Source organism: Photobacterium obscurum (genome assembly GCF_026191635.1).
Taxonomy (GTDB): Bacteria; Pseudomonadota; Gammaproteobacteria; order Enterobacterales; family Vibrionaceae; genus Photobacterium; species Photobacterium obscurum.
This window is the reverse complement of record NZ_JAKRRW010000034.1, coordinates 23,333-34,643: the sequence shown is the minus strand read 5'-3', so window position 1 is coordinate 34,643 and position 11,311 is coordinate 23,333. Positions and strand designations below refer to the sequence as shown.

The following is an 11,311-nucleotide window of genomic DNA, read 5'->3' as shown; positions in this document are numbered from 1 at the left end:
CTTATTTTCACTACCGAAGCAGTAAACTTAAATTGTATTGGTCACTCAGTTCATTGATAAATCTTTTGACTAATCATTTCACGAGTGCCCACACAGATTGCATGGTCAAATTGTTAAAGAACGTTGTTGTCTCATCTATCTAACGAGTAGTTTGTCGTGACAACGGAAGCGAATTATAGGGAGATATTTCTCAGAGGCAACAGTTTTTTTTAAGAAAAACGACAACTGCTCAAAGTTTAATCAAAATAACAGACTCCGTATAGAACACCACCAACAACACAGTTCTAAGTCGGCTAATCGAACTCACTATATTTAGAGATAACGGTATCTAAAGCCACTGACTGAGAGTTATTCCATCGATCTGTCCAACTGACTTTCACATTAATCTTTTTGGCACCTACTACAGGGGTATCATTATCTACCTTCACTTCTCTAGTCACTGTCTGTCCAGCCATCGATAGAGTCTCAGTCGAATCCTCAATTGAACTATGCAGTATTGTGCCAGTTGCTGCACTTTGCGATCTCGTGCGAAAGTATTCCAGTTTATCTTCTGCTAGATACAGAGCATCTATACTATGCAGTGCATTCTCAGATTTAACTGCCATATAGGTTTGAAGCTTTATTAACCCCAAAACACCAACAGTGAGTACAACAAATGAAATAAGCACCTCAATCAAGCTAAATCCAGTCTGATTAGAAGTCATACCAGGTCCCCTCAATCCAAGTTAATTTTCCATTAATAAACTCACTTGATTTATCAGCATTGTATGAAGGAATGATAGAGCCATTGATCCTAACGGTTCGTTCAGATGCATCAATACCAATGGCTCCATCAATATAAGTTGAACCATTGACAAAAAAGCTCACATTTAAAAAATCAGGTTCGATATCCGATTTATTAAATGCTTTGACAGGAACGCTTATGTTATCAACTCGATCTTCCCATATTGATTTTGCATCGAGTACTGCCGACGCATATTGATATAACAACCCATTGAATGCCCCCGCAGCATTAAACTCAACAAAACCATCATGAATCACTAGCAGTATCGACTTATCAGAAACAACCCCGCCAAATATATTAGCGCCTAATGCACATGAGCCATCTACCCAAATCTTTTTATTTCCAGCAAGGAAAGATGCTTCCACTAACTGCGAGCACCCTGAAACCCATCCTTTCGCAGTAATTATATCTCCCCCCTTCCCGTCGACTGTATTTGGACCAATAATGTCTCCCTTTGGATCTTGTGCAATCTCACTTCGAACTGTTTTCCATTCCGTATGAGCGACACCAAAGATATCCTTAAATACATCTACCTCGGTATTTTCGATAATATCCTGTCCCTTGACTAAATCACCCATAACAAACCCATCAGGGATATTCGTTGTGTCAAACAAGTTAGAACGATAGCTACTATCACAAGTAAATGTGACTGCGCCTTCCGGACCTCCACCATGGTGACTAACTGTACTATCCGTTGTTAAAAAGTGTTCGTCCGTGCCACTTGTACTACCGACATAACTGACAATTCCACTTGTCACAACAGACTTACAAGCGAAATGGTCAGAATTAGTAACAATTTCTGCTGGGTTTGGGACAAAGTGCTGAGACCCCGTAAGTTCAAGTACAGAAGCATTCATCTTAATCGTACTGTTTATCCCTTCACTAAACATAGCTGTATTTGCGACAATTGATTTCACAACTGAGTCGGGAGAGCCTTCTGAAATAATTTTAACCTGATTGCTTGAGGGAAATAAAAAACTAACAGTCGTTTTCGCAAGGTCATTACTACAAGTGTTCAAATAAGCAGGGTCATTAGCTATATGACCTGATGCATTCATTTCTGCAAACGCACATTCCACTCCACCCTCAGCCAGCCAATGAGCTTGCCTAGCTAACACTTCATTCTGCGCTCGCTTTATCTGATAAAACACATTTTTATAAGAAGCCAGTGAAAATATGAGTGCTGCAATTAGAAGCATCGACGTGATTAATAACGTCGCTAAACCCTGCTGCTTTTTCATCCATTCCAATTCCTTGTTTTCACTTGGACTGACTTCGCTGACGAAACACTATCATCTAACGTGGCCACCTCTAAATTAATAGTCAGGTATTGACTTGTCGCTTTCGCTGAACTCAAGACACTTTCCAGCACTTCAAACTTAGTCACTTTTATTTGATTCTCATTTAAAGTCGATTGACCGCCCATACAAGCTCCTGCAGTCGTTAGTACTGATGACTTAGTTGACCTCAGACGCAATGTTTGATTATCTCGATAATATGACCGGTAGTGCTGATTCGTTCCATCATCATATCCGTATGCGATACATGTCGGGTTTCCTGCCGATGGGGAGTTAAGATAAATTGTTTTCGTTGCACCACTAATAATAAAACTGGAAGATGCTCCTGATGCAAATCCAGCCCGAAGAATATCCTCTTTTATCATTCGAAGAACATCGTTGGTATCTTGTGCTAACATCAACTGCAATGAACGCTGTGAAGCAAAAGAATAGCCATTAATAAAAACACTACCGACAACCGCCAGCGCTAATAATCCAATAGCAGAAGCAATCAATAATTCAATAAGGCTAAAGCCGTTAATATTACGGACATTGTGTATAACCATATGCCCCCCCATCACTGCAAGAAACTAAGCGTCCAGTCATTTTCCTTACTTCAACCCTAACCATTTTGCTTGAATCAGCAAAAAAACCAAAGTGTCCATCTTTATTAGGACGGCCAGTAAGGCTATCAAAACCCAGCGTAGAGAAATTTTCATAAATTTTAATTGATGGAAAATCTGCACTAGATACCTTACCTAGTACCGTCCCATTTGATAGTGTGGCTTCAATACTCCATGGTGAAGAACTCGCTGCTGCTGAAGTGCCCGCCATTGTTTTTGGCTGTACCATCACAGCAAGTCCTCTCAATACCGATTCTGACTTTGCCTGCACCAACAACCACTCAATCTCTGTTGCTAATCGCTTTACCTTATTACTCTCAATTAAAGCACTAAAGGAAGGTGCTGCAGCGGTAGCCAAAACCATCATCACGGTGATAACAATCATCAGCTCTAATAAAGTAAACCCACAAACCTTCCGCTGATTGCTGTATATGAAATGTAACCTATCCGTTGTTTCGCGAGCCATTCCCCAATTCCCTTTGTAAAAAGCCTTACAGCTCAATATCAACTTGATTCATATGTTACCACCACAGCAAAATGTCGATGGTTCGAATAAAAAAGTTATCGAGTTAGCTCGAATAAATGAGAGGCTACAACCCATGAACAAGCAGAAAGGCGTGACTCTGATCGAATTGATGATAGTCGTAGCAATCATTGGCGTACTTACCGCTATTGCTTATCCTTCTTATCAGTCACATGTCTTGAAGAGCCATCGAAACAATGCGATGGGGGATCTAATTACGATTCAGCTCGCTTTAGAAGAAATGCGAACTCAGGGGCATGTTTATAACGATACAAATAATACTGTGGCAACTCTTTGCCCAAGTTGTGACACAAGTGGTGATCGTTATAACTATTCAATTACAGCGACGAAGAGCAGCTACACCATTACAGCAGCCAGACGAAACGGCCAGCTTAATGATTCCTGTGCAGATCTAACAATACAAAACACCGGACAAACCGAACCAGCAGATTGCTGGAATTAAAATAGGATTTCCAACAATGTTTTCAGCCATATTTTTAGCTAACTTTTAATTTGTTGGAAACATAAAAAAAGCCGACTTTCGCCGGCTTTTTTAATGCTATTGAACAGGGAATTAACCTGTCAAATCATCAAAGAACTTCTTCACACCATCGAAGAAACCTTCAGACTTTGGCTTGTGCTTCTTTGCAGCAGAGCCACCTAAAGTATCTTCCAGTTCTTGCAGAAGCTCTTTCTGGCGTGAGCTTAGGTTCACTGGTGTTTCAACGACCAGCTTACAAATAAGATCACCGATCGCACCACCGCGAACAGATTTAACACCCTTGCCACGCATACGGAACATGCGGCCAGTTTGAGTTTCTGATGGTACTTTCAGGTTTACGCGGCCATCTAAGGTTGGAACTTCAACTTCCCCGCCTAGCGCAGCCATCGTAAAGCTAACAGGTACTTCGCAGTAAAGGTTATTGCCATCACGCTCAAAAATGTTGTGCTGGGCAACATGAACCTGTACGTACAGATCACCTGCAGGTGCACCGAATTCTCCGGCTTCACCTTCACCTGACAGACGAATACGATCACCCGTATCTACGCCAGCCGGGATCTTCACAGACAGAGTCTTGGTTTCTTCTTTACGGCCTTGACCGTGACAGGTACCACAAGGCTCTTTGATGATCTTGCCGCGACCATGACAGTGCGGACAGGTTTGCTGTACAGCAAAGAAGCCCTGACGCATCTGCACCTGACCTTGACCATGACAGGTACCACAAGTCGTCGCTGACGTGCCTTTCTTCGCGCCGGAACCATCACAGACATCACAACCAACTAAGGTTGGCACACGAATTTCTTTCGAACAACCACGTACTGCTTCTTCAAGAGTCAGTTCCATGTTGTAACGCAAGTCGGCACCACGCTGTGCACGCTGCTGGCCGCCACGACGAGCACCGCCGCCACCGAAGATATCACCGAACACATCGCCGAAGATATCACCGAAGTCAGCACCGCCGCCAAAGCCGCCGCCGCCGCCCATACCGCCTTGTTCAAAGGCAGCGTGACCGTACTGATCATAAGCCGCTTTCTTCTGCGGATCAGTCAGGATCTCATAAGCGGTCTTAACTTCTTTGAATTTTTCTGCAGCCTGCTCATCACCCTGATTACGGTCGGGGTGAAACTTCATCGCAAGGCGCTTATAGGCCTTTTTAATTTCACGTTCTGACGCTTCACGGCCAACGCCTAGAACTTCGTAAAAGTCACGTTTTGACATACTTGATTGTCACCTGCCTTAATACAGCTACGGGCGCAGGAGTATTCCTCCAACGCCCGTCCGAAAATAAGATTATGAATTAACTATCTTATTTTTTGTCGTCTTTAACTTCTTCGAACTCAGCGTCAACAACATTGTCGTCTTGCTGTGCTTGTTGCTCGCCTTCACCCGCACCAGCTTGCGCCTGCTGAGCCTGAGCTTGCTGCTGAGCGATTTCCATTAGCTTCTGAGAAGCTGCGATTAGCGCTTGAACTTTCGCGTCGATCGCTTCTTTATCTTCGCCTTTACGTGCTTCTTCTAGTTCAGAAACAGCGGCTTCGATTTTCTCTTTCTCGTCTGCAGGAAGTGCTTCGCCCGCTTCTTCGATTTGCTTACGTGTACCGTGAACTAGCTGGTCAGCTTGGTTACGTGCAGTTACCAACTCTTCGAACTTCTTGTCCGCTTCTTTGTTAGCTTCTGCTTCTTGTACCATTTTCTCGATATCTTCGTCGCTCAGGCCGCCAGAAGCTTGGATAGTGATCTTCTGCTCTTTACCTGTACTCTTATCTTTTGCAGATACGTGAAGGATACCATCCGCATCAAGATCGAAAGTTACTTCGATTTGAGGCATACCGCGTGGTGCAGCCTGGATACCTTCAAGGTTGAACTGACCAAGAGACTTGTTGTAGTTCGCTTGTTTACGCTCACCCTGTAGAACATGGATAGTTACCGCGTTCTGGTTATCTTCTGCAGTCGAGAATACCTGGTTCGCTTTTGTTGGGATCGTGGTGTTCTTCTCGATAAGCTTAGTCATCACGCCACCCATGGTTTCAATACCAAGAGATAGTGGAGTAACGTCTAGTAGAAGAACGTCTTTCACGTCACCAGCAAGAACGCCACCCTGAACTGCAGCACCAACAGCGACTGCTTCATCTGGGTTCACGTCTTTACGTGGTTCTTTACCGAAGAATTCAGATACTTTAGCCTGAACCATTGGCATACGAGTCTGGCCACCAACAAGGATTACGTCAGTGATATCGCCTACAGATAGGTCTGCATCCGCTAGAGCAACTTTTAGTGGCTCAAGAGAGCGCTGAACTAGATCTTCAACCAGAGACTCAAGCTTCGCACGAGTCACTTTGATGTTCATGTGCTTAGGACCAGTCGCATCAGCCGTTACGTAAGGTAGATTTACGTCAGTCTGCTGTGCAGAAGATAGTTCAATCTTCGCTTTTTCAGCGGCTTCTTTAACACGCTGCATTGCAAGAGGATCGTTCTTAAGGTTGATACCTTGCTCTTTGTTGAACTCTTCTACCAAGTAGTTGATCATGCGGTTATCGAAGTCTTCACCACCAAGGTGTGTGTCACCGTTAGTTGCTAGAACTTCAAATGTTTTCTCGCCTTCAACTTCATCGATTTCGATGATTGAGATATCGAAAGTACCACCACCAAGGTCGTAAACAGCGATAGTGCGATCGCCGCCTTGCTTGTCAAGACCGTAAGCCAGTGCAGCTGCTGTTGGTTCGTTGATGATACGTTTAACTTCAAGACCTGCAATACGGCCAGCATCTTTAGTTGCCTGACGCTGTGCATCGTTGAAGTAAGCAGGAACTGTTACAACTGCGCCAGTTACTTCCTCACCAAGGAAGTCTTCTGCAGTTTTCTTCATTTTCTTAAGAACTTCAGCAGATACCTGAGGAGCCGCCATTTTCTGGCCTTTTGCTTCAACCCATGCATCGCCGTTGTCAGCCTTAACAATTTTGAAAGGCATGATTTCGATATCGCGCTGTACTTCTTCGTCTTCAAAACGACGACCGATCAGACGCTTGATAGCGAATAGTGTGTTTTCAGGGTTTGTTACCGCCTGACGCTTAGCTGGCTGACCAACTAATGTTTCACCATCTTGGGTGTAAGCGATAACAGATGCCGTTGTACGCTCACCCTCTGCATTTTCAATTACACGTGGTTTTTCACCATCAAGTACTGCTACACAAGAGTTAGTTGTACCCAAGTCAATACCAATGATTTTACCCATCAGGCTTTCTCCGAAATTCGTTTAGTTCTACTGGCCAGTCCCAAAATATAGGGACAAGCGGTGCGGACTCAACCGCAGAAATTAATTTACGATGTCGTATGACTACTAGATAAGGGCAGTCATTTTGTTTTCAAGGGCAACATCGAAAAAAAATTAAAAAAATAAAAAACCCGCCTCTATCGCGGGTTTTCAGAATCTTGCAGCCAAGCTTATGCTTGAGTATCTACGTTACCTGCAGCAGCTTTAGAGACCATAACCATCGCTGGACGTACTACACGGCCGTTCAGCTCGTAGCCTTTCTGCATTACCATCATAACCGTGTTAGGTGCAAATTCAGTGCTTTCCTGAATCGACATTGCCTGGTGGAACTCAGGATTAAAGGCTTCACCCATCGGGTTGATTTGCTTCAGACCAAACTTCTCAACCGTGTCTGTCATGGTTTTTAGTGTCAGCTCGACACCTTCAAGCATAGGCTTGATCGCTTCATCACTTTTGTCAGACATCTCGATAGCACGTTCCATGTTATCGATAACTGGCAGTAGCTCTTCAGCAAACTTGTTCAGGGCGAATTTACGCGCCTTGTCGATTTCTTGCTCAGTACGACGGCGCATATTCTCGATGTCCGCGCGAGCACGCAATACACTGTCTTGCTGCTCTCGTACTTTTGCTTCGCTTGTCAGCAGTGCCGCTTCAAGCTCTGCAATACGTGCAGCCTGAAGCTCTTCTGCTGTCATTTCTACTACTTCTTCCTCAGCAGATTCAGTTTCAGCAGCTTCTACAGTCTCTTGCTGCAGCTGTTCGTCCTGTACTTTTTTCTCTTCGTTACTCATGCGTATGCTTCTCCGCCAAGATAATATTGTTCGTCGATTGGGTGAAAAAAAATACACAGCTTTCACCCAGAAAAAACGTTCATGCGCATATTATGGGGATGAAGTTCAATGATTCAAGCCGAGATCACTCACAAAGCGCGACAAGTGTCTAATCCTAGAGCTATACTGGCTCCTCTATCATTTGTCGGATCAAGGACATGAAGCGCATTTTTCAGACAATCGCGTTAATTGGTAAACCGAGAAACCCTGACGCCCTGCAAACGCATAAAAGCCTCTATGACTGGCTGATCGCCAAAGGCTACGAGGTATTGGTCGATCATCGTCTCGCTAATGAACTGGATGTTCCGAAAACATCATTATGTGATCTGTTAACGATTGGCGATAAAGCCAACCTGGCCATTGTCGTCGGTGGCGATGGCAACATGCTCGGTGCCGCCCGGGTATTATCCCGTTTTGATGTAGCAGTGATCGGCGTAAACCGTGGCAACCTTGGTTTTCTGACCGATCTTGATCCCGATGCCTTTGACTCTGAGCTTGAGCGGGTGCTGGAAGGTGACTTCATCACCGAACAGCGCTTTCTGTTAGAAGCCGAAGTCCATCGACATGGCCAGATCAAAAGCCGTAATGCAGCCCTGAACGAGGCAGTACTGCACCCAGACAAGATCGCCCATATGATTGAGTTTGAGGTCTATATTGATGATACCTTCGCCTTCTCGCAGCGCTCTGATGGCCTGATCATATCGACCCCGACCGGCTCAACGGCCTATTCGTTATCAGGTGGCGGCCCGATTTTATCGTCCCGCCTGAATGCAATTTCTCTGGTACCGATGTTTCCGCATACACTGTCATGCCGTCCATTAGTCGTCGACGGTAATAGCCGGATTAAACTGCTCGTTTCGCCAACCAACGGCAGCACCCTTGAAGTCAGCTGTGACGGTCAAGTTTCTCTGCCAGTCAGTCCCGGCGACGAGATCCACATTTACCAGAGCCCAAATCAACTAAAACTGATCCATCCGAAGAACTATAGCTACTATAACGTTCTGCGCGGAAAACTCGGCTGGTCAAGCAAACTGTTCTAAATTTCACCACCCATTCCTATTTCTAAGCCAGCACTATGCTGGCTTTTTTGTTCTATCAATTCATAACCTTAACCAAAATCAATTTTTCTCATCAAAAAATCACCCCAGCACTTTACTGTATGTAGATACAGTATATACTGTATGAAAAAACAGGTGTTGATTTAAACAGGTGAACACATGCTAGCTCATATGACGATCTCTAATTTTGCTATTGTCAAAAACCTTGAATTTGAACTGAAATCAGGAATGACGACCATTACTGGTGAAACGGGTGCCGGTAAATCTATTGCTATCGACGCGCTCGGTTTATGTTTAGGGGATCGCGCTGATGCCGGGATGGTTCGACCAAATGAAGACAAAGCTGAAATTTCAGCCGCCTTTTCGCTACAAAACAACCAATCAGCCCGTCGCTGGCTTGAAGACAACGAATTGGTTGACGGTGAAGAGTGCATCCTACGTCGGGTGATCACCAAAGAAGGCCGTTCCCGAGGCTTTATTAACGGTAGTCCAGTACCGGCCTCACAACAAAAAGCACTTGGCCAACTTCTGATCAATATCCATGGTCAGCATGCCCATCAGCAGCTAATGCGTGCCGAATACCAGCAACAAATGCTTGATCAGTATGCCGGTCACCACCTACTAATGGAAAAAACCCGCAAGGCCTATCAAATCTGGCGCCAAGCTAACAATGAGCTTAAACGTCTCACCCAAAACCGAGAGGAAAATGAAGCTCAGAAACAACTGATCCAATATCAAGTAAAAGAACTCAATGAGCTTGCTCTTGGCGAAGAAGAATTTGCCGAAATAGAAGAAGAGCACAAGCGTCTGTCAAACAGTGGGGAGCTTGCCGTCTCGAGCCAATCTGCCCTTGCTGTTCTGTATGACAGCGACGAAGGCAACGCCCTGCAGCTATTGCAGATGGCAAGCCAGCAAGTGATCAGTTTAGGTGAGCTAGACAGCAATCTCAGTGCTATACCTGAAATGCTGGATGAGGCCATTATCCAAGTGCAGGAAGCCAGCCAGGAACTGCGTTGCTATCTCGATAACTTAGATATGGATCCACAACGCCTGATCTATCTTGAAGAGCGCCTAGCCAAGATCATGTCTCTGGCACGTAAGCATTATGTGATGCCTGACGAACTCTATAACAAGCACCAAGACCTGCTTAAAGAGCTGGATGAACTAGACTGCAGCGACGAGCGACTTGAAGATATGGCAGATCAGGTAGAATGCCAGCGTCAGAAATTCCTTGCCGCAGCAGAGAAATTGAGCAAAAGCCGCCAACGTTATGCCAAAGAACTGGACAAAAAGATTTCCGACAGCATGCACGAGTTGAGCATGGAGAACGGGATCTTCAAAATTGATATCCAAAGTGATGCCGAAGGTATGTTAAGCCCATTAGGCTTTGACAACATTACCTTCTTGGTTTCCACCAACCCGGGCCAGCCATTGCAACCGCTAGGCAAAGTCGCATCGGGCGGCGAACTTTCCCGAATATCTCTGGCAATCCAGGTGATCACCGCTCAGAAAGTTGAAACCCCTAGCCTGATTTTCGATGAAGTCGATGTCGGTATCAGTGGCCCGACCGCTGCTATCGTTGGCAAAATGCTGCGAACTCTCGGCGAGTCCACTCAGGTTATGTGTGTCACTCACTTACCCCAGGTTGCCGGTTGCGGCCACCAGCAGATGTTCGTGGCGAAGAAGTCCAGCAAAGGACAAACCGAAACCAATATGTACCCGCTAACAGAAGAAGCCCGAGTAAATGAATTAGCTCGCCTGCTGGGCGGTAGCGAGATCACCGATCGCACCCTGGCGAACGCGAAAGAACTGCTGTTTGCAGCTTAAAGCCACATAGAATAATAATCTGAGCCAATCAGATTGTTGTTCTGTTTGGTGTTTATGAAATAAACTTAACCGTGACTGCAACTAATTGGTTGTACAGCAGTCTCAAATACAGTTTTTTTCTTAACCGCTTTTTACTTCTGCCGAGAGCTTGTTTATCATCGCAGCAGTATAAGCGAATTTGCCGGGATGCTATGAGTCTGAAAAACATTGCTGCACTAACATTAGCGCTAAGTTTGTTAGGTGGCTGCTCAGTCGTTGAAAGACTGGTTTATCGAATCGATATCAATCAGGGAAACTACCTTGATCAAAAAGATATCAACACCCTTCGATATGGTATGAACAAAGAACAGGTAAGTTATGTTCTAGGCTCGCCAATGCTAGTTGAGCCTGAGTACCCTAACACTTGGTACTACGTGTATTACCACAAGCCAGGCCATGACAAGCCAGAGCAAAAGAATTTAATCTTAACTTTTGATGCTCAGAACCTGCTTACTGGCCTATCTGGGGATTATCAGGCCGGTCCGAACTTTACCGCCCCAATTAATTAATGCCCACAAAAAAGCTCGCATCTGCGAGCTTTTTTTATGCATACTTTAACGACTTACCGTGCCGACCT

Annotated in this window: 11 protein-coding genes; 4 read left to right on the top strand and 7 right to left on the bottom strand. The window is 45.0% G+C overall.

What is annotated here, in order from left to right:
• Positions 1–293: 293 nt before the first annotated feature.
• Genes MD588_RS24660 through MD588_RS24645 form a run of 4 tightly spaced genes read right to left on the bottom strand, consistent with a single transcriptional unit; the run spans position 294 to position 3,150 of the window.
• Entirely contained in the window at positions 294–704 is a 411-nt protein-coding gene (locus MD588_RS24660; protein ID WP_265700559.1) for a type IV pilus modification PilV family protein, read from the bottom strand.
• Positions 694–2,025: a hypothetical protein gene (locus tag MD588_RS24655; protein ID WP_265700557.1), complete on the bottom strand. Its 1,332-nt coding sequence runs from the start codon at positions 2,023–2,025 to the stop codon at positions 694–696. Before MD588_RS24655 ends, MD588_RS24660 begins: the two co-directional genes overlap by 11 nt.
• Positions 2,022–2,627 (bottom strand): PilW family protein, encoded by a 606-nt coding sequence (locus tag MD588_RS24650; RefSeq protein WP_265700554.1) that lies wholly within the window; start codon positions 2,625–2,627, stop codon positions 2,022–2,024. The genes MD588_RS24655 and MD588_RS24650 overlap by 4 nt, the downstream gene beginning before the upstream one ends.
• Positions 2,605–3,150: a pilus assembly FimT family protein gene (locus MD588_RS24645; protein ID WP_265700552.1), complete on the bottom strand. Its 546-nt coding sequence runs from the start codon at positions 3,148–3,150 to the stop codon at positions 2,605–2,607. The genes MD588_RS24650 and MD588_RS24645 overlap by 23 nt, the downstream gene beginning before the upstream one ends.
• A 133-nt stretch (positions 3,151–3,283) precedes the next feature.
• Here MD588_RS24645 and MD588_RS24640 point away from each other — a divergent pair, with 133 nt between their 5' ends.
• Entirely contained in the window at positions 3,284–3,670 is a 387-nt protein-coding gene (locus MD588_RS24640; protein WP_265700551.1) for a type IV pilin protein, read from the top strand.
• Between the two features lie 111 nt (positions 3,671–3,781).
• Here the strand turns inward: MD588_RS24640 and dnaJ are convergent, their stop codons facing one another.
• From dnaJ to grpE, 3 genes are all read right to left on the bottom strand, one after another.
• Positions 3,782–4,927, bottom strand: coding sequence for a molecular chaperone DnaJ (gene dnaJ, locus MD588_RS24635; protein ID WP_265700550.1), 1,146 nt, complete (start codon positions 4,925–4,927; stop codon positions 3,782–3,784).
• Between the two features lie 88 nt (positions 4,928–5,015).
• Entirely contained in the window at positions 5,016–6,941 is a 1,926-nt protein-coding gene (dnaK, locus tag MD588_RS24630) for a molecular chaperone DnaK (protein WP_265700549.1), read from the bottom strand.
• Positions 6,942–7,150: 209 nt separating this feature from the next.
• Positions 7,151–7,771: a nucleotide exchange factor GrpE gene (gene grpE, locus MD588_RS24625; protein ID WP_265700548.1), complete on the bottom strand. Its 621-nt coding sequence runs from the start codon at positions 7,769–7,771 to the stop codon at positions 7,151–7,153.
• A gap of 197 nt (positions 7,772–7,968) precedes the next feature.
• On the opposite strand from grpE, the gene nadK reads away from it, so the two are divergent.
• From nadK to bamE, 3 genes are all read left to right on the top strand, one after another.
• Positions 7,969–8,850, top strand: a complete 882-nt coding sequence (gene nadK, locus MD588_RS24620) for an NAD(+) kinase (RefSeq protein WP_265700547.1) — start codon at positions 7,969–7,971, stop codon at positions 8,848–8,850.
• Positions 8,851–9,027: 177 nt separating this feature from the next.
• The gene (gene recN, locus MD588_RS24615) at positions 9,028–10,695 is read left to right on the top strand and encodes a DNA repair protein RecN (protein WP_265700546.1); all 1,668 of its coding nucleotides are present in this window, start codon (positions 9,028–9,030) and stop codon (positions 10,693–10,695) included.
• A 191-nt stretch (positions 10,696–10,886) separates the two neighbouring features.
• Positions 10,887–11,243, top strand: coding sequence for an outer membrane protein assembly factor BamE (gene bamE / locus MD588_RS24610; RefSeq protein WP_265700545.1), 357 nt, complete (start codon positions 10,887–10,889; stop codon positions 11,241–11,243).
• Positions 11,244–11,311: the final 68 nt, after the last annotated feature.

Coding starts and splice junctions, on each gene's coding strand:
- MD588_RS24660 (WP_265700559.1), bottom strand. CDS start 704: ATGACTTCTAATCAGACTGGATTTAGCTTGATTGAGGTGCTTATTTCA.
- MD588_RS24655 (WP_265700557.1), bottom strand. CDS start 2,025: ATGAAAAAGCAGCAGGGTTTAGCGACGTTATTAATCACGTCGATGCTT.
- MD588_RS24650 (WP_265700554.1), bottom strand. CDS start 2,627: ATGGTTATACACAATGTCCGTAATATTAACGGCTTTAGCCTTATTGAA.
- MD588_RS24645 (WP_265700552.1), bottom strand. CDS start 3,150: ATGGCTCGCGAAACAACGGATAGGTTACATTTCATATACAGCAATCAG.
- MD588_RS24640 (WP_265700551.1), top strand. CDS start 3,284: ATGAACAAGCAGAAAGGCGTGACTCTGATCGAATTGATGATAGTCGTA.
- dnaJ (WP_265700550.1), bottom strand. CDS start 4,927: ATGTCAAAACGTGACTTTTACGAAGTTCTAGGCGTTGGCCGTGAAGCG.
- dnaK (WP_265700549.1), bottom strand. CDS start 6,941: ATGGGTAAAATCATTGGTATTGACTTGGGTACAACTAACTCTTGTGTA.
- grpE (WP_265700548.1), bottom strand. CDS start 7,771: ATGAGTAACGAAGAGAAAAAAGTACAGGACGAACAGCTGCAGCAAGAG.
- nadK (WP_265700547.1), top strand. CDS start 7,969: ATGAAGCGCATTTTTCAGACAATCGCGTTAATTGGTAAACCGAGAAAC.
- recN (WP_265700546.1), top strand. CDS start 9,028: ATGCTAGCTCATATGACGATCTCTAATTTTGCTATTGTCAAAAACCTT.
- bamE (WP_265700545.1), top strand. CDS start 10,887: ATGAGTCTGAAAAACATTGCTGCACTAACATTAGCGCTAAGTTTGTTA.